Here is a 16789-nt window from a genome sequence, read left to right on the forward strand (position 1 = left end):
AGACCGTATCCAATTGGATACGAAACCGTTATCAGGCAGACGACCCACCGTTCAGACGACAGAGTACTATGGCACGTCTCGAACTACGCAACCTGCACGCAGAAGTAGCGGACGGCGACGAGAAGATTCTCGAGGGCGTTGACCTCGAGGTCGAGTCGGGCGAAATTCACGCCCTGATGGGGCCAAACGGCTCGGGGAAGTCGACGACTGCGAAGGTCATCGCCGGTCACCCGGCCTACGAGGTCACCGACGGTGAGGTGCTCGTCCACCTCGAGGACGACGAGTTCGGCGACGACATCGAGATCGACGAGGACCAGCGCACCTGGAACCTCCTCGACCTCGAGCCAAACGAGCGCGCCGCACTCGGCATCTTCCTCGCGTTCCAGTACCCAGCCGAGATCGAAGGCGTCACGATGACGAACTTCCTTCGAACGGCGCTCAACGCCAAGATCGAAGAGCGAGAAGAGCTCTTCGAAGAAGAAGACGGCGAAGAAGAAGCGGAGGACGAAGGCTTCGAAACCTCGCCGATGGAGGGCCCAGCGGACGATGGCGACGTCGGCGTCGCCGAGTTCCAGCAGATCCTTCAGGAGAAGATGGAGCAACTCGACATGGACGAGCGCTTCGCACAGCGCTACCTCAACGCCGGCTTCTCCGGCGGCGAAAAGAAGCAAAACGAAGTGCTGCAGGCGGCCATCCTCGAGCCATCGGTTGCCGTCCTCGACGAGATCGACTCCGGGCTCGACATCGACCGTCTTCAGGACGTCTCGAACGGCATCAACGCGCTTCGTGACGAGCAGGGCACCGGTGTGCTCCAGATCACCCACTACCAGCGAATCCTCGACTACGTCGAGCCAGATCACGTCCACGTGATGATCGACGGACAGATCGCCAAGAGCGGCGGTCCAGAGCTTGCCGAAGAACTCGAGGACAAGGGATACGATTGGGTCCGCGAAGAAGTCTACGGCACCGCGTAACCGTATTCGACTAGAACAACGGTAATAACCCTACAGCCGTAACCATATACACAATCACATTATGAGTTCCGAACAAGACCACCTCAAAGAGACAGACACCGAGGCGCGCTTCGAGTTCAAGAAAGAAGAACGCTCGGCCGTCAAATCTGACAAAGGCCTCACCGAAGAGGTCGTTCGATTGATCAGCGAAGACAAAGACGAACCGGACTGGATGCTCGAGCGGCGTCTTCGTGCGCTCCAGCAGTACCAGAACATGCCGATGCCGACGGACTGGCCCGGTCAGCCGGACCTGACCGAACTGGACATCGAAGAGATCGTCCCCTACATCCGCCCGGACGTCGACAAGCGAGAAGGCGTCGACGACTGGACGGAACTCCCCGACGAAATCAAGGACACGTTCGACAAACTGGGCATTCCGGAAGCCGAGAAGAACGCCCTCTCGGGCGTCGGTGCCCAGTACGAGTCCGAGGTCGTCTACCAGAACATGCAAGACCAGTGGGAGGAGAAGGGCGTCGTCTTCATGAACATGGACAAGGCGGTTCAGGAGCACCCAGAACTCGTCAAAGAGTACTTCATGACGACCTGTGTGCCCCCGAGCGACAACAAGTTCGCCGCACTCCACGGTGCCGTCTGGTCCGGCGGCTCGTTCGTCTACGTCCCCGAAGACGTCACCGTTGAGATGCCAGTCCAGGCCTACTTCCGCATGAACTCGGAAGGGATGGGCCAGTTCGAGCACACGCTCATCGTCGCCGAGGAGGGCTCGGAAGTCCACTACATCGAGGGCTGTTCCGCACCGAAGTACGGCTCGCACAACCTCCACTCGGGGTGTGTCGAGGTCTTCGTCGAAGACGACGCTCACGTTCAGTACTCGACCGTCCAAAACTGGTCGAAGAACACGTTCAACCTGAACACCAAGCGCGCCATCGTCGAATCGAACGGGACGATGGAGTGGGTCTCGGGCTCGATGGGCTCGAAGGCGACCATGCTCTACCCGTGTACGATCCTCAAGGGTCGCGGCGCGACGGACACCCACATCACCATCGCCTTCGCAGGCGAGGGCCAAGACATCGACACCGGCGCGAAGGTCTACCACAACGCACCCGAGACGAGTTCGACCATCGAATCCAAGTCGATCTCCAAAGACGGCGGCCGCACGAACTACCGCGGCCTCGTCCACATCGCCGACGGTGCCGAGAACTCGAGCACTGCCGTCGAGTGTGACGCGCTGATGTTCGACAACGAATCGACATCGGACACCATGCCGTACATGGAAATCGAGGAGTCGAAGGTCGACGTCGCCCACGAGGCAACCGTCGGCAAGATCGGCGACGAGGACGTCTTCTACCTCCAGAGCCGCGGGCTGGACGACGACGACGCCAAGAAGATGATCGTCGCCGGCTTCATCGAGCCGATCACGGAAGAACTGCCGATCGAGTACGCGGTCGAACTGAATCGCCTGATCGAACTCGAGATGGAAGGGAGCCTCGGATAACATGAGCGCAGGAACACAGGTACACGCCAATCTGACGGAAGAACAGGTACGCCAGATCTCGGGCGACCTCGAGGAACCCGAGTGGCTCCTCGAGACCCGTCTCGAGGCCCTCGACGCGCTCGAGGACCTCGACATGCCAGACGTGATCCGAACGCCGGGTCGCGACTGGACGAACCTTCACGGACTCGACTACGAGTCGCTCGTCGATCCGCTGAACGCGGCGGAGAACAAGGATCAGGTCGGCCCGGACGAGGTCGACGTGTTGTCGTGGGCTGACGCCGTAGAAGAACACGAGGAACTCATCCAGGAACACTTCGGCAGCATCGTCGATCCCCAGGAGAACTACCTGACGGCACTGTCGACGGCGCTGTTTAGCACCGGAACGGTCATCTACGTCCCCGAAGGAGTCGACGCCGAGGACGTGAAGATCCGGACCGAGCAGAACTCCCGCTCGCTGTTCAACTACACGCTCGTCGTCACCGAGAAATCGTCCTCGGTGACGATCCTCGAACGACAGTCGACGGGCGAAGAGCAAGACGAGCAGTACTACAGCGGCATCGTCGAAGTCATTGCGGGCGAGAACAGCAACGTCCAGTACGGCAGCCTCCAGAACCTCTCGGAGGAAGCCTACAACTTCACGCTCAAACGCGGCGACGCGGGCACGTACGCGACGATCGACTGGATCGAAGCTAACTTCGGTACGCAGCTAACGAAGACCGAGGTCTCCACGGAACTCAACGGCGACAGTTCCGAGAGCCAGATCGTCGGCGCGTTCTACGGCCACAACGACCAGCACTTCGACCTCGACGCGAAGGTCTGGCACCGCGCCGAGCACACGACGGCCGACCTCGTCACTCGCGGCGTCACCGACGACGTCGCCCGTTCGGTCTACGAGGGCGTCCAGGACGTTGGCCGAAGCGCGTGGGACACGAGTTCCTACCAGCGTGAAAACACCCTGATGCTCAGCGACGAGAGCGAGGCCGACGCCTCGCCGAAGCTGATCATCAACAACCACGACACCGAGGCCAGCCACTCCGCAACGGTCGGCCAGATCGACGAGGAGGACCTCTTCTACATGACCTCCCGCGGCGTCGATCCGCGCGACGCACGAAACATGCTCGTCGAAGGCTTCTTCGTCCCCGTCCTCGAGGAAGTCGCCGTCGACGAACTGCGCGAGGATCTCGACGACCTGATCGCTGCGCGACTCCGCCAGCGAGCCTAACGCGACCGTTTTCTCTCGTTTCTGTCTCTCCCTCTCTCGCCCTAGTAGTCCCCACTATGCCGTCGCTCTCTATCGAACTGTCAGTCGAGACTGTCGACACACTCGAGGTGGAACGCGAACGCTTGGAATTCGAGAGTCGACGGGCGTACGTCCGTTGGATCGTCGCGAACAGAGGATCGACCGAAGTGAGATCGGAGAGTTAACGTGGGTTAGCGCCACCAACCGATCACCCGCTAATTGAACCACTCGCTGTTGAGTCGGGCGTCACCGTTTCGATACCATCGGACGACCGTGTATCCGAACGCGACCAGCAGGACACCGCCGACGATATTTCCGATCATATTGACCCGTATTTTCTCAGGTGCGCACATATACCTGCTGTCGGGACAGGTGCCTGAACCGACTCCCCTCCACACTGTCCCAGTTCAGACACCGACCCCGTCGCTATCTGGCGAGAAGGGGGTGCAACGACTCTTCGTGGCTACTATCGATGGTATGTCGACGTGGTAGCTTTCTCATCGACGAGCCACCGAGCCGAGAAGGAGCACAGGTGCGTGAGTAGGGACGGTTAAGTATCAGTAGCCCAGATCCAGTTGTATGAGTCTGGGACAGCGCGTCTCGAGCGACCACCAGCTTACCCGACTCCTTCAGATCGGAGTCGTGCTGGAAGAAGTCGTCGAGTCACGCGCCGCCCACCACCTCGACTCGCTCCCGCCGAGCGAGCGAGAGGAAATCGACGCCGAGATCCGAGAGTTACTCGAGGACGCTGCCACGGAGTCTGCAGACCACCGGGACCGTCTCGAGGCATTGATCGACGATCTCGACGCCGAGACGGTGGGTTACGAGGAGATCAACGCCTTGGTCGACGCTCAGTACGGGCCACCGGAGGACACCGACGGTCTGTTGTACGATCAACTCGCGAACGAGGAGACGGCGTACAAGTTCTACGACGACCTCATCGATGCAATCGAAGCCTCCGAGGCCGAGTACGCGATCGATCGCGACCGACTCCTCGAGACGTTGTACGATATTCGTGAGGAAGAAAAGCAGGGCGTCGAGGACGTGACCGAGATCATGGAGCACAGAGCATGATCGGGACGGGTCAGCAAACGGAGGCTACCGCCGCGACAGCAGAGACGCGCTGTACTGACGGAGGGACGCGATGAACACGGCAGATCAGTATCTCAAGGCGATCTATCTCGCCCAACGGATCGAAGACGGCCCAGCATCGACCGGTACGCTCGCCGACTTACTCGAAGTCAGTCCGGCAAGCGTCAACGAGATGATCGGCAAACTCGAGGAACGCGAACTCGTCGAACACGAGAAGTACAAGGGTGCGAGCCTAACCAACGAGGGGATCGAGCGGGCCCACGACGCGCTCCAGACGTACTGCATCATCGAACGATTCCTCGCGAACGTCCTCGAGGTCGAGGAGTTTCGCGACGAGGCCCGCGCCTTAGAGAGCGTGATCGACGATACGGTTGCAGATCGCCTCGATACGATCATCGACCGTCCTGGGGAGTGTCCGGACTGTTTCGACCCCGAGCAGGATTTCTGTGAACGACTCGAGGTCGGATCGGACGGCTGTCCCGAGTAATCCTTCGAGTCCCGACGAACACTGTCGCCGTTGTTTACTCGACGTCGGGATCGCCAAATCGAATGTACCGCCGTCCGATAATCGCCGCGATCGCGAGTGCGGCGACGACTGTGAGGCTGAGTTCGAACGGCAGCGCCCATCGATCCTCGTCTCCATCCCAGTCGTCCTCGAATACGTCCGCGTAGTACGTCGCGATTTCCTCACCCGAGAGTGCAAGGAGCACCTCCCGGTTGTTCTCGAAGGCGTTTTCGTTCCAGTTTGCACTTCCGACGATGGCGATCTCTCGATCGATAACGACGCCTTTTGCGTGGATTTTCTCGAACCGATCGGTCTCCTCGACGAGGCCGACCTCGAGTGAGAGCCCCTCGCTGGTTGCGTACTCCTCGAGTTCGTCCGCGAGGGCCCGATTGTCGTCTTCGTGGTACCAGGTCGAATCGAGGAGGATCTGTACGTCTACGCCGCGGTGGGCAGCATCGATCGTCTCCTCGAGAACGGACGCGTCTGCAGCGATCGAGGCCTGTTTGACGAGAATCTCCTCGTCGGCATCGGCGAGCAGTTCCTCCACGCGAGATTCGGCGTTGTCCGGGGCGACGAGGAGTTCTGCCGCCTCGATCGCGGTCGGCTCTGGCCCGTATTCGCTCGGGTACGAACCGGGCGGTTCCTCGCCACCGCCTTCGTCGTCGACGAACGAGGTGTCCTCACGGTACTCGGAGCCGGGGACAGTATCCCAACCCTCGAAATCTGCGTCGAAGACCGCCTCGAGGTCGGCTGCGAGCGTTTCGTCCTCGAGCAGAACACCCCAGCCGCGACTCGACTCGCCACCGACGCCGGCGGGGGCCCAGTTTTCGCTCGTGACGAGCACTTGGTCGTCCGCGACGGCGTACTTCGGGTGGTGGAATCGATATCGTGAGCCTTCGCCACCGATCGCACGGACCTCCACGTCGCCATCCTCGAGCGTCTCGAGGACGGGTTCGGTCGTCACCTCCGTACCGCCGACTGGACTGGCCTCGAGGAGGACGGAGACGTCGACACCCCGGTCTGCAGCGTCGACGAGGTCCTCGGCGATCTCCTCGGAGGTAAGGGTGTAGCCGGCGACCGAGAGACGATCCTCGGCTTCCCGAATCGTCTCTCGTGGAAGCTCGGGCTCGTCAGGAAGGACGAACGGCGTCGCCTCGTCGGCGTCGCCGCTCGAGACCGGCACGCACGTCGCATCTCGTGGATGCCAGTCTCCGTCGGCGGGTGTCTGTGTGGTGGCGGTGTCGAATTCGTCGGCGTCGCGGTGCCAGCGCTCTTCGAGTGACGCCCGTTCGTACGACACCGTATCGACCGTCGTCGACCCGTTTCGAAGTTCGAGGTCGTCGCCGTCGACGGCCAGTCGCAACGAACCCTCGAGTTCGCGGACTGGATAGTCGGTCAACTCGTCGGTGGCTTCGGTGTCCGTACTCAGTGCGACTCGTCCAGAGACCGTTTCGTTCGGAATAGATGCGCTCGTGTGGCCGTCCGTGATCGTCCAGTTTTCGAGTTCGGTGTCGGGTGGGGTCTCGAGAACGACGTACTCGCCGACGTTGTGTTCCGTGGACGGATTTGGAAACGCCTCGACGATTCTGGGCTCGAAATCGACGTCAGTGTCCGCCGAGGTTCCAGTACCGGGGTTCGAAACTACTGCAGGACAGGCCGGTTCGGTGTTGGTTTCGGGGAGCGATAGTGTCGCCGTAGATGCAGGACTCGCGGACTCGGTAGCAGCCAAGGTGATGCCGGCCCCACTGGCGACTACCAGTATGAGAACGACCGAGACGATCACGAGTCGCTGACGATCCATCGACGACTCTGGCCGCTCGTTCGTACGTAAAGTCTCGGATCGAGTCGTCGTTCAAAAACAGTGCCCATCGACCCGCCGATTCGCCCCGAATCAGGCCGCGGGCTCGAGCGTCGCTTTCTCGGCTTCGGCTTGCACGAGGTACGCGCGGTCGTCACCGTACTCGGCGACGATCTCGAGTGCGTCTTCGGTACCGATCTGGTTGAGTGCCCAGGCGGCGCTGGCGCGAACGCGGTCCTCGTCGTCCTCGGCGAGGATGTCTTCGAGTGGATCGATCGCACGCGTGTCGCCGATGAGACCGAGTGCGCGGGCAGCCGAACTTCGCACGTCCGGTTCCTCGTCGACCAGTTGGTTGGCGATCGGTTGGACTGCATCTTCGGCACCGACTTCGCCGAGTGCTCTGAACGCGGGTTGTTGGAGGGTCGGGTTCGAGTCGACGTAATCCAACAGGGTGTCGACGACCTCCCCGTCGTCGTCGCCGATCTTGCCGAGGATCGACATCGCCGTCGTGTCCCGACGGTTCGCCTTCTGGATCATCGGCTCGATGGCTTCTTCGGGACCCATGCGCTCTAAGGCATCGAGACAGTGTTCTTCCATGAAGTCGGAGTCGAACGTCTCGAGGGCGAGTAAGATCATGTCGACGTTGCCGCGTTTCTCGTGGACCTTGAGCGCGTGCCACTCCGGCGGGAAATCCTTGACGTGCTCGAGTACGTCGTAGAAGCCCTCCCGTCGCATCTGCTCGCGGACCTTGAGATCACTCCACGCGGTCGACTCGTCGATTCCCGTCTCGAGGTCGTCCGTCGCCTCGAGGAAGGCCGCGATCGTCTCGGCGTCGTCGTCCGCGTCGAGGTCTGCGTCCTCGACGGCCGTCGCTGCCTCCCCGAGGGTTTCCTCGAGTTGGGCAGGGACATCGTCGCCGTCTTCGACGATCGTGAGTGAGGTATCGAGCAGGTCGTTCGTCTCCTCGAGGAATGCGTCGACGACATCGATCAATTCGTCGTCGCCCTCCTCGGTCCAGCGGGTGCTCGTAATCGTTCCGCTGGCGTCGTCGATCTCGCCGACCACGTCTTCGCCGTAGGGGCCGCGCTGGTCCTCGAGATCGGACTCGAGGTCGGAAAGATCGCTCTCGATATCGTCGTAACGATCCTGGAGTTCCTCCTCCGGGGTGATTTTCTCCTCTTCGTCGTCTTCCTCGTCCTCGTCGGGTTCCGGCGGCTCTGGAATCTCGATCTCCTCGAGATCGTCTCGAAACGCTTCCAGATCAGCCTCGACGTCGTCGAGGTCGTCCTCGGTGTCGGCCGCGTCGAGATCCTCCTCGAGCGAGTCGACGTCACCTTCGAAGGCCTCGAGGGCTTCCCGGATGGCCTCGAGATCGACCGGTTCGGGTTCCTCGGCTCCGTCCTCGGCTGCCTCGTCTTCGCTCATGGGACCACCTGTGTCTGATTAGAGTGTGGACGCGTGGCAGTGAACATACGCTACACTCGTGTCACGAGCGTCCTAAGCGTTTCCATGCACTTCGGCGGCCGCTGGCTCGGGATCCTGACGCCAGTACAGCCACGGGCTGAGGGTCATGTAGGCGATGCCGAGTGTCAACAGTGCATACGGAAACGTGCGGCCGGCGAAACTCGGAATCAGGATCGCGAGGGCGTGGACGATGCCCATGATGGCCGCATCGCGAACGAGTAGATCGGGGTAGCGAATGCGAGAGACCATCAGGTAACAGAACGCGCCCGTGATAGCGAGGACGAGCCAGGGTTCGGGGCGACCCGCGAGGATCGCCGCACCGAGAACGGTCGCCGCCAGCGTCGTCTGGACGCCTTCGGTGTAGTTCCCGGAGATGTCGTAGGCGGTATACATGCCGAGGCGGGTGACTGCCGTGGCGACGAAGAGGGCACAGACGGCCGTTACGAGGAGGAGTTCACCGGTCACCGCATCGAATCCGATCGCGAGGGCGTCCGTGACGACGACGAACGCGAGGACGGCGGGAGCGACGCCGAAAGAAGCGACGTCCGCTAACGAGTCGAGGTACGGTCCGGCGTCGGTCCCGCCGTAGCGGCGCGCGAGAATCCCGTCGAGACCGTCCGCGATGGCTGCAAGGAGGATGAGACGGGCGGCGAGATCGATATCGACGAACGCCACGACGATCGCGACGAACCCCAACGCGGCGTTTGCGATCGTCACGGCGTCGGCGACGCCGAGTCGCCCGACGAACCGGGGGAGCATACTCGCGGAATCGACGCGGAGCGACCTTACGTGTTTTCGTTTTCGTACACCGATACGTTCGCTCTGCGTCGTCCATCGACCCAACTGTGTCGGGCAGGTTCGAGACATCCACCGGCGACGGACAGGAGTCCCACGCTCGAGGAATGAACCGGGGTGGTTATATCGCAACTGTCCCAACGCGTTCGTATGAACAGGCGCGCCTACCTCGCCGCCGTTTGCTCTTCCGTCTCCGTCGGGCTAGCAGGCTGTTCGACGGTTCGCAGCGCCTTCGGTGATGACCTGTGCGATGGTGACGATTGTGATATCGGAATGACTCGCAACGAGTTCGTCCCCGAAGAGTACGAAGCGAGCGTCGGCGATACCGTTGTCTGGAAGAACACCAGCGACGCTCGTCACACCGTCACTGCGCTCGACAACGGCATTCCGGACGATGCAGAGTACTTCGCGAGTGGCGGGTACGAAGACCAACAGACGGCCGTCGACGCCTGGCACGAGGAAGAGGGTGGAAAGATCGAACTCCGCGAGACGTACGAACACACCTTCGAGGTGCCAGGAGAGTACGAATACATCTGTGAGCCTCACATCAACGGCGGGATGGTCGGCACGGTCATCGTCACCGAGTAACGATATTTTTTATCGCTGATGGCCTCGGTTCCGACTCGAGGGCCCCGTCTACTGGTTTCCGACCCGACGAGAATTATTTCTGGATCGAGTACATTCCAAATTCATATCTTTGTTCAGACAGTTTTTGGTCGGATAACGTACTGGTTATAAATCGCCGCGAGCGGGTATGAACTCCCATACATCAGTTTGCTTCAGGGTAAGATGTGACACACGCCGGTCAGAATCCTTCATGTTTATACACCGGGCTGATGGTGGGTTACGTATATGTCCGAAACCGGGACGGAGTCCCGTCCGCTGGCCCGACAGCTTCCCGACCCGAAAACTGCGTCGAACGTTCGATACAACCCATCACTCGAGGAGCTTCGCGAACTTGCAGCCGACGACGAGACGACGACTGAATTCGACTCGCCGTCGTACGTCAGCGAGTACCGCTCGCGGAGTTCCGATCGGACGAAAAACGCCGAAGATAGCGAGTTCGACGCCCGTGATCGCGACCTCGTCGACACCGCGCTCGAACTCGCCGAAGAACGTGAACTGGTCTGCGTCGACCGACTCATGGGTCGTCACGCGGATGCGACGTACTGCTGCCGGCTCTTCGTCCCCGTCGACTACGCCCGAATCGCCCTCGCGTGGGCGAACCTGTTCGAGCCGACCGACGGCCGAGAACCCGACCTCGTTACCGTCCAGTTACCCGACTACGATGAGACCGCGATCCGCGTCCTTCCGGACGAAGGCGTAACGACGGTCCTCGGCAGCGACTACACCGGCGAAGCGAAGAAGTCGTTCCTCCGGCTGTTCATGTACCAGCTCAAAAAGCAGGGCGGACTCGGCCTCCACGCCGGCAGCAAACGCGTTCGCGTTCGCGACGAAGACGACGACCTCCAAACCGTCGGGCAGGTGTTCATGGGCCTCTCGGCGACCGGCAAATCGACGCTCACCTCACACGGGTGCTGGCTCGAGGACGACGAGGACGCCGCGATGCTCCAAGACGACGTCTGTGGTCTCCTCCCAGACGGCTCCGTTCCGGGTAGCGAGGGCGAAGGCCTCTACATCAAGACGATCGGCCTCGACGAGGACGAACAGCCCGAACTCTACGAGGCAGCGACCGACGACTCCGCCATCCTCGAGAACGTCGCCGTCGACGACGACGGCACGGTGCACTTCGACGAGGACCGATACACGGCGAACTCCCGTGCTATCGTCCAGCGCGAGGAACTCGAGAGCGCGGACGAGGAAATCGACCTCGAGCGGATCGATCAGGTCTTTTTCATCACCCGCAACCCCCTGATGCCGCCGGTCGCGAAACTGAACGAGAGGCAAGCCGCGGTCGCCTTCATGCTCGGCGAATCGATCGAGACCAGCGCGGGCGATCCGTCTCGAGCGGGCGAATCGATCCGCGTCGTCGGCACGAACCCGTTCATCATCGGTCCGGAAGGAGAGGAAGGGAACATCTTCCGAGACCTGATCGAGGCGCTCGACGTCGAGTGTTACGTCATCAACACGGGGTATCTCGGCGAGAAATCCGCAGATATCGGCGTCGAGGAGTCAGTAACTATTCTGACCGAAACCGCTCGAGACACGATCGAGTGGCGCGACGACGACCAGACGGGACTGACCATCCCCGAATCGGTTCCCGGACTGGACATTCAGGACTACTACGTCCCCGACCACGTCGAGGACTACGAGAGAGCCCTCGCCGAACTGCGCGCCGACCGTCGCGACTACCTCGAGCAGTTCGACGAACTCCGTGACGAGATCGCGGACGCCGTCTACTAATCGGCATACGGGGAGCCAGCGCCTCTATTTTTGAGCCGGCGTTTCGATTTTCACTCGCCTCGAGTGAGCTAGATCAGTGTGTAACTCGGTCCAGGTGGTACTATAGCGGACGTGACAGCACTTGCCTGTCATGAATACCGTTATGTGCGTGTAGTTCTCACAGTGGCGTAATGAGTGTAGACGTACGCACGCCAACCGCCCGCGTTTGTGAACGGTGCGAACGAGCAGAACACTGGGATACCTCCCTCGAGGCCTGGCAACTCGTCCGCGAAAACGGCGAGAAGCAGGTCGGGAACCCACACTGTCTCCACGAGTGGGACATCAATGGAACGTTCAATCCCGTTTCTGGACCCGAGTAACACAGATTAGTCTCGGTTCTCGCGCACGCTCGAGTCGGACATCACGACCTCACGACCGCTTGCCGGATTCTTTTTGTGCGGTCACTCGTACTCGGCTGTATGCCAACCGTCTACATCACCGCGCCACCGGCCGACGCCGAAGCGATCGCCAACACGCTGGTCGAAGAACGTCTCGCAGCGTGCGTCAACCGATTGTCGACGACGTCCACCTATCGCTGGGAGGGCGACATTCACCACGACGACGAAGCCGTCTTGCTCGCGAAAACGACTGACGACGCGTACGACGACCTGGTCGAGCGACTCGAGGAGATTCACCCCTACGACGTTCCCTGTATCGAACGATTCGACGAGGCGCACGTCCTCGCGTCGTTCGCCGAGTGGCGAGCGGACGCACTCGAGTAAGGGTCCGTTACGTGCGACACACTATCACAGACGTGACTGCCCGAAAAAGCAACCCTTAAAACTCGCGCGCGGGTTTTCACGGGTATGGCTGGAACCATCGAAGTGCTCGTTCCGGGTGGCCAGGCAAACCCTGGCCCACCGCTCGGTCCCGAGCTCGGACCGACTCCCGTCGACGTGCAGGCGGTTGTACAACAGATCAACGACGAGACTGCGGCGTTCGACGGCACGGAAGTGCCCGTCACCGTCGACTACGACGAAGACGGCTCCTTCGAGATCGATGTCGGTGTCCCACCGACGGCCGCACTCGTCAAGGACGAAGCCGGATTCGACACCGGAAGCGGCGAACCACAGGAAGACTTCGTCGCGGATCTCTCGGTCGACCAGGTCAAGACGATCGCCGAGCAAAAACACCCAGACTTGCTCGCCTACGATACGATCAACGCCGCGAAGGAAGTCGTCGGCACCTGCGCCTCCATGGGCGTCACCATCGAAGGCGACGACGCTCGAGAGTTCAAGGAGAAAGTCGACAGCGGCGAGTACGACGACGTGCTGGCCGAAGCGTAACGAATCGAGAACTCGAACACGAGCGTAGCGAGCGCGTCGGTGCGTCGGCTCACGCGGACGCCGCGACCGACGCTCGAGCGAGACCGAGTTTTGCTTTTCTCGAGGTCGCGAGCGACGCCCATCGATTACGGTACTCGAGCGACGACGTCTAGATTGTGCGCGACGTAGCCGAGGGTTCCCGCCTCGAGTTGCGTGCGTCGGCGCTCGAACCAGCGACGCCGTCTCTCCTCCGGAATCCGCGACGCTGCGGAAAGATCGTTCGAAGACACGGCCGCGAGCGCGTCGGCCATCGTCTCGAGGACGTGGGAGACGACCGCCTGCTCGCGGTGGGGATACCCGCCGGCGGTTGGAGACACGACCCAGTCCCCGCCCCCGGCCGCGAGGAGCGACCAGGGGCGGTCGGCTACCGACTCGAGGACCGCCGAGCCAGCGCGACTCCCCCCAGCGGGACGAACCTCGTCCATGTGGTGATGATACTGAGTTTCGATGGTCTCGTCGAGTGGATCGCGGGGCGTGAACGCGGTCGAGCCGTTGTACGTGATCGGCGCGTAGCACAGGCCGTCGGGCGCGAGGAGCGACTCGATCGCCGCCAACGCGGACTCGAGGTCGACGATATCGAGGAACGCCGCCGCGATAACGGCGTCCGCGTCGTCCTCGAGCGTGAACGCGTCTGCGACTTCGAGCGTAATTTCGATGTCCGTCGCGGTCCCGCCGTCGCTCGAGGGGGACGACTGGGCCACGAACGTCGTCGCCTTCGGAACGCCGTCCGCGACCGTTTCGTCGCACACAGAGCGGGGCGCGCCGACCGTGTAGCCCGCTGACTCGAGGCGTTCCGGGACGCGCTCTCGCGCGCGAACGATACACGACGGGTCGATATCGACGCCGCGGTAGGAAACGCGCGGCGGGAGCACGTCCCACTCGATCAGTCGGGAGAGCATCGCGCCGACGCCGACACCGAGTTCGACGACGCGAACCGGTTCGCCCCGGCTCGAGAGCGCGCTCGTGAACTGATCGAGGACGCGCCGATCGAGCGCGCTGTCGTCCACGGTCCGTTTGGCCTCGAGGTACGTGAGAAACGAGGTCGTCACGGGTGCTCACCGCCGGTGCGTCCCGATCGGTGGATCGATCGGCGGAGAAATTCGCGGACGGATTCCAACGTGTCCGTCCACGACGGATGAGCCCGAGCGGTTCGCAGCGCCCCGACCCCGAGGGTCGCCAACCGGTCTCGGTCGTTTGCCAAACGCTCGAGTTGACCCGCCAATTGGCTCGAGTCGACTGGATCGATTAAAAACCCGTTCTCGCCGTCGGAGACGATCTCGCACGCGCCGCCGACGGTGCTGGCGATCGGGACGACGCCGTATTCCATCGCCTCGAGATAAGCCATACCGAATCCTTCGTAGCGAGAGGGACCGGCGAGGACGTGTGCGTCCTCGAGAGTCGACTCGAGGACTGACGCCGCCACTTCACCGGCGAACGTCACCCGGTCGTCGATACCGAGTTCGACCGCTCGTTCGCGGGCCGCGCTGGCGTACGCTGGATCCGCATCCTTGCGGCCGACGGCGGTGAGCGACCACTCCGTCGACGAACTGTCGAGTCGAGCGAGCGCCTCGAGGAGGGTCGTGACGTTCTTTCGCGCTTCGAGCGTGCCGATGGAGACGACACGAAATGGATCGCGGTGGGCACGCGTCTCGACTGTGTCCGGCGTCAACGCTGGCCCGTCGTGACGACCAGCGGGGTGTGCGACCTGTGTCGGGAGGTCCGTTCCGGCGAGGGCGAGCGTCCGATCTCGCGTGTACTCGCTGGTACAGATCGCCGCGTCGACCGACTCGAGATAGCGCCATTCGCGTTCGCGAGCACGCGGATCGTAGACCGTCGGATCGGGCGCTCTGAGGAGGTGAACGAGCGAAACGAGCGCCCCCGGACGCTCGAGTCGGGGGTTGTACTCGAGGAGCCTCGCGTAGCAGAGTTCGTCCTGCAAGAGGACGTCGTAGGGTCTATCGAGTCGCGTCTGCAGTTCGCTCGAGGGGGCAGCGCTGGTCCGATCGCCGACGGACTCTTCGGACGCTTCGGAAAGCGAAATCACGTCGATGGTATCTCCCCGGGACTCGAGAAACTCGACGAGTTTGCGGTCGTAGCGATAGCCGCCGGTTGCCTGCTCGAGGTCGCCGTCGACGACGAGGCCAACCCTCATCGGTCAACACGTCCGTTCGTGGGCCACACTGGCCACGTCGTCTTCGTCGATGGCGATTCGAAGCTCGGAAACGCCGTCCGGATCGAGCTGCTCGAGGAGTCGGTCGCCGAAGCAGCGCGCGAAGCGTTCGGTGCTCGGGTTGGCTCCCTCGAACGCGTCGAGATCGTTGAGCGTCCGGTCGCTGTAGAACGCGGCGAGCGCGTCCATCGTTTCGCACAATCTGTCGATGTCCACGAGATACCCCCGTTCGTCCAGCTCGGGGCCTCGCAACGTCGCCTCGACCGTGTATCGGTGGGAGTGGAGTTTCCCTTCCGGCCCCGGATCGGGAACGGTCAGGTAGTGCTGGGCGATGATTTCCCGGGAGACGGACACCGAATACATACTCGGTCGTACGCCAGCATTCGGCAAAACGACCGGGGCTGCTCGCAGCGGATGAGGAGAGACCAACGACGCTCGGCGTCGGTCGACAAGGACGTTCAGTCGTAGGTCAACAGGATCTGGATCGCCTCGCCCGGTCGGTCCTCGAGCAACTCGTAGGCCGTCGCGGCGTCTTCGAGGGGTATTTCGTGCGTGATGAGCGGTGTGACCTCGAGTCGCTCGAGCCACTGCCAGGTGAGGTCGTGACGGCGTTCGCGAGACCACCGGCCCGAGAGTCGCGGGTCGATCGTACTCACCTGCGAGCTTCGGATGTCGATTCGGTCGCGGTGAAATCGACCGCCGAGATCGAGATTTGCGGGCTTCGTGCCGTACCACGAACCGACGAGCACGCGCCCGTCGAAGCCCGTCGACGCGATGGCGTCGTTCAGGGCCTCGGGGTTCCCGGAGAGTTCGTACGTCAGGTCCGCCCGCGCGTCCGTGACCGCTCGAACGGTGTCGGGAAACTCCCGATCGGTCGGATCGAACGACCGATCCGCGCCGAGACGTTCGGAGTGGCGGCGACGCTTCGCGTGGGGTTCGAACGTGAGCAGCGTCTCGAGTGGCGCGCGGGCGAGCAGCGCGGTCGTCAACAGGCCGACGGTTCCCTGCCCGAAGACGGCGACGTGCTCGCCCAGTCGTGGCTCGCCGTCCAGTGTGAGTGTCACCGCGGTCTCGAGGTTCGCGAAGAGGGCTGCTTCGCGCGGCGAGATTCCGTCGGGAACGGGAAAGAGGTCGCTAGGCTCGGCGAGAAAGTGGCTTTCGTGTGCATTGTACGCGAAGACGGTTCGCTCGAGCCACTTTTCGGCCACATCGTCGCCGACGGCGACGACCTCGCCGACCGCGGCGTAGCCGTACCGAAGTGGAAAGGAGAGATCCCCATCGAGGGCCTCGAGTTCGTCGTCGGCCGCGAGGTTCGTCGGGGCGTCCCCCCGGAAAATCAGCCCCTCCGTGCCGGCGCTGATCGCCGACGTTCTCGTCCGAACGAGTACGTCAGTTGATCCCGGTTCCGGGATCGGGTTCGATTCGACGGCGACGCTCTTCGGACCCGTAAAAACCAGGCCGTGAGCGTCGCTCGAGGATCGCATCGTCGCTCGCCGATTGGATCGTGGAGGACCACCGGCCGACGACGGGG

17 protein-coding genes are annotated in these 16789 nt (G+C 62.3%); 10 read left to right on the top strand and 7 right to left on the bottom strand.

Going from position 1 to position 16789, the window contains the following annotated elements; translation table 11 throughout:
• Positions 1-68 precede the first annotated feature (68 nt).
• The 5 genes from BB347_RS03705 (at position 69) to BB347_RS03725 (ending at position 5285) form a co-directional block, all read left to right on the top strand.
• On the top strand, positions 69-974 hold the full coding sequence (locus BB347_RS03705; protein ID WP_076578282.1) for an ABC transporter ATP-binding protein: 906 nt from the start codon (positions 69-71) through the stop codon (positions 972-974).
• A gap of 61 nt (positions 975-1035) precedes the next feature.
• Positions 1036-2466 carry a Fe-S cluster assembly protein SufB gene (gene sufB / locus BB347_RS03710; protein ID WP_076578280.1) on the top strand — a complete coding sequence of 477 codons (1431 nt, stop codon included), beginning with the start codon at positions 1036-1038 and terminating at the stop codon, positions 2464-2466.
• 1 nt (position 2467) lies between these two features.
• Positions 2468-3688 (top strand): Fe-S cluster assembly protein SufD, encoded by a 1221-nt coding sequence (gene sufD, locus BB347_RS03715; RefSeq protein WP_076578278.1) that lies wholly within the window; start codon positions 2468-2470, stop codon positions 3686-3688.
• A 597-nt stretch (positions 3689-4285) separates the two neighbouring features.
• The gene (locus BB347_RS03720) at positions 4286-4780 is read left to right on the top strand and encodes a rubrerythrin (RefSeq protein WP_076578276.1); all 495 of its coding nucleotides are present in this window, start codon (positions 4286-4288) and stop codon (positions 4778-4780) included.
• 70 nt (positions 4781-4850) lie between these two features.
• Positions 4851-5285, top strand: coding sequence for a metal-dependent transcriptional regulator (locus tag BB347_RS03725; protein ID WP_076578274.1), 435 nt, complete (start codon positions 4851-4853; stop codon positions 5283-5285).
• A 34-nt stretch (positions 5286-5319) separates the two neighbouring features.
• Here the strand turns inward: BB347_RS03725 and BB347_RS03730 are convergent, their stop codons facing one another.
• From BB347_RS03730 to BB347_RS03740, 3 genes are all read right to left on the bottom strand, one after another.
• The gene (locus tag BB347_RS03730; protein WP_076578272.1) at positions 5320-7104 is read right to left on the bottom strand and encodes a phospholipase D-like domain-containing protein; all 1785 of its coding nucleotides are present in this window, start codon (positions 7102-7104) and stop codon (positions 5320-5322) included.
• Positions 7105-7194: 90 nt separating this feature from the next.
• On the bottom strand, positions 7195-8526 hold the full coding sequence (locus tag BB347_RS03735; RefSeq protein ID WP_076578271.1) for a HEAT repeat domain-containing protein: 1332 nt from the start codon (positions 8524-8526) through the stop codon (positions 7195-7197).
• A gap of 72 nt (positions 8527-8598) precedes the next feature.
• Complete coding sequence (locus tag BB347_RS03740; RefSeq protein WP_076578269.1) at positions 8599-9324, bottom strand: protein sorting system archaetidylserine synthase; 726 nt, start codon at positions 9322-9324, stop codon at positions 8599-8601.
• Between the two features lie 186 nt (positions 9325-9510).
• Here BB347_RS03740 and BB347_RS03745 point away from each other — a divergent pair, with 186 nt between their 5' ends.
• The 5 genes from BB347_RS03745 (at position 9511) to BB347_RS03765 (ending at position 13049) form a co-directional block, all read left to right on the top strand.
• A complete protein-coding gene (locus tag BB347_RS03745; RefSeq protein ID WP_076578267.1) occupies positions 9511-9948 on the top strand; it encodes a cupredoxin domain-containing protein in 438 nt (145 codons plus the stop codon).
• A gap of 264 nt (positions 9949-10212) precedes the next feature.
• A complete protein-coding gene (locus BB347_RS03750; RefSeq protein ID WP_076578265.1) occupies positions 10213-11724 on the top strand; it encodes a phosphoenolpyruvate carboxykinase (ATP) in 1512 nt (503 codons plus the stop codon).
• A 170-nt stretch (positions 11725-11894) separates the two neighbouring features.
• Positions 11895-12083: an HEWD family protein gene (locus BB347_RS03755; RefSeq protein ID WP_076578263.1), complete on the top strand. Its 189-nt coding sequence runs from the start codon at positions 11895-11897 to the stop codon at positions 12081-12083.
• A 99-nt stretch (positions 12084-12182) separates the two neighbouring features.
• The gene (cutA, locus tag BB347_RS03760; RefSeq protein ID WP_076578261.1) at positions 12183-12485 is read left to right on the top strand and encodes a divalent-cation tolerance protein CutA; all 303 of its coding nucleotides are present in this window, start codon (positions 12183-12185) and stop codon (positions 12483-12485) included.
• An 84-nt stretch (positions 12486-12569) separates the two neighbouring features.
• On the top strand, positions 12570-13049 hold the full coding sequence (locus BB347_RS03765) for a 50S ribosomal protein L11 (protein ID WP_076578259.1): 480 nt from the start codon (positions 12570-12572) through the stop codon (positions 13047-13049).
• Positions 13050-13174: 125 nt separating this feature from the next.
• On the opposite strand, the gene BB347_RS03770 is transcribed toward BB347_RS03765, so the two are convergent.
• The 4 genes from BB347_RS03770 to BB347_RS03785 form a co-directional block, all read right to left on the bottom strand.
• A complete protein-coding gene (locus BB347_RS03770; RefSeq protein ID WP_076578257.1) occupies positions 13175-14137 on the bottom strand; it encodes a class I SAM-dependent methyltransferase in 963 nt (320 codons plus the stop codon).
• Positions 14134-15240, bottom strand: a complete 1107-nt coding sequence (locus BB347_RS03775) for a glycosyltransferase family 4 protein (protein ID WP_076578255.1) — start codon at positions 15238-15240, stop codon at positions 14134-14136. Before BB347_RS03775 ends, BB347_RS03770 begins: the two co-directional genes overlap by 4 nt.
• 3 nt (positions 15241-15243) lie before the next feature.
• Positions 15244-15621: a 6-pyruvoyl trahydropterin synthase family protein gene (locus tag BB347_RS03780; RefSeq protein ID WP_076578253.1), complete on the bottom strand. Its 378-nt coding sequence runs from the start codon at positions 15619-15621 to the stop codon at positions 15244-15246.
• Positions 15622-15716: 95 nt separating this feature from the next.
• Complete coding sequence (locus BB347_RS03785; protein WP_139326978.1) at positions 15717-16742, bottom strand: zinc-dependent alcohol dehydrogenase; 1026 nt, start codon at positions 16740-16742, stop codon at positions 15717-15719.
• Positions 16743-16789 lie beyond the last annotated feature (47 nt).

This window comes from Natronorubrum daqingense (assembly GCF_001971705.1).
Lineage (GTDB): Archaea > Halobacteriota > Halobacteria > Halobacteriales > Natrialbaceae > Natronorubrum > Natronorubrum daqingense.

Bases quoted from the DNA above. Each gene is read 5' to 3' on its own strand.
- BB347_RS03705 (WP_076578282.1), top strand. From the start codon at position 69: ATGGCACGTCTCGAACTACGCAACCTGCACGCAGAAGTAGCGGACGGC.
- sufB (WP_076578280.1), top strand. From the start codon at position 1,036: ATGAGTTCCGAACAAGACCACCTCAAAGAGACAGACACCGAGGCGCGC.
- sufD (WP_076578278.1), top strand. From the start codon at position 2,468: ATGAGCGCAGGAACACAGGTACACGCCAATCTGACGGAAGAACAGGTA.
- BB347_RS03720 (WP_076578276.1), top strand. From the start codon at position 4,286: ATGAGTCTGGGACAGCGCGTCTCGAGCGACCACCAGCTTACCCGACTC.
- BB347_RS03725 (WP_076578274.1), top strand. From the start codon at position 4,851: ATGAACACGGCAGATCAGTATCTCAAGGCGATCTATCTCGCCCAACGG.
- BB347_RS03730 (WP_076578272.1), bottom strand. From the start codon at position 7,104: ATGGATCGTCAGCGACTCGTGATCGTCTCGGTCGTTCTCATACTGGTA.
- BB347_RS03735 (WP_076578271.1), bottom strand. From the start codon at position 8,526: ATGAGCGAAGACGAGGCAGCCGAGGACGGAGCCGAGGAACCCGAACCG.
- BB347_RS03740 (WP_076578269.1), bottom strand. From the start codon at position 9,324: ATGCTCCCCCGGTTCGTCGGGCGACTCGGCGTCGCCGACGCCGTGACG.
- BB347_RS03745 (WP_076578267.1), top strand. From the start codon at position 9,511: ATGAACAGGCGCGCCTACCTCGCCGCCGTTTGCTCTTCCGTCTCCGTC.
- BB347_RS03750 (WP_076578265.1), top strand. From the start codon at position 10,213: ATGTCCGAAACCGGGACGGAGTCCCGTCCGCTGGCCCGACAGCTTCCC.
- BB347_RS03755 (WP_076578263.1), top strand. From the start codon at position 11,895: ATGAGTGTAGACGTACGCACGCCAACCGCCCGCGTTTGTGAACGGTGC.
- cutA (WP_076578261.1), top strand. From the start codon at position 12,183: ATGCCAACCGTCTACATCACCGCGCCACCGGCCGACGCCGAAGCGATC.
- BB347_RS03765 (WP_076578259.1), top strand. From the start codon at position 12,570: ATGGCTGGAACCATCGAAGTGCTCGTTCCGGGTGGCCAGGCAAACCCT.
- BB347_RS03775 (WP_076578255.1), bottom strand. From the start codon at position 15,240: ATGAGGGTTGGCCTCGTCGTCGACGGCGACCTCGAGCAGGCAACCGGC.
- BB347_RS03780 (WP_076578253.1), bottom strand. From the start codon at position 15,621: ATGTATTCGGTGTCCGTCTCCCGGGAAATCATCGCCCAGCACTACCTG.
- BB347_RS03785 (WP_139326978.1), bottom strand. From the start codon at position 16,742: ATGCGATCCTCGAGCGACGCTCACGGCCTGGTTTTTACGGGTCCGAAG.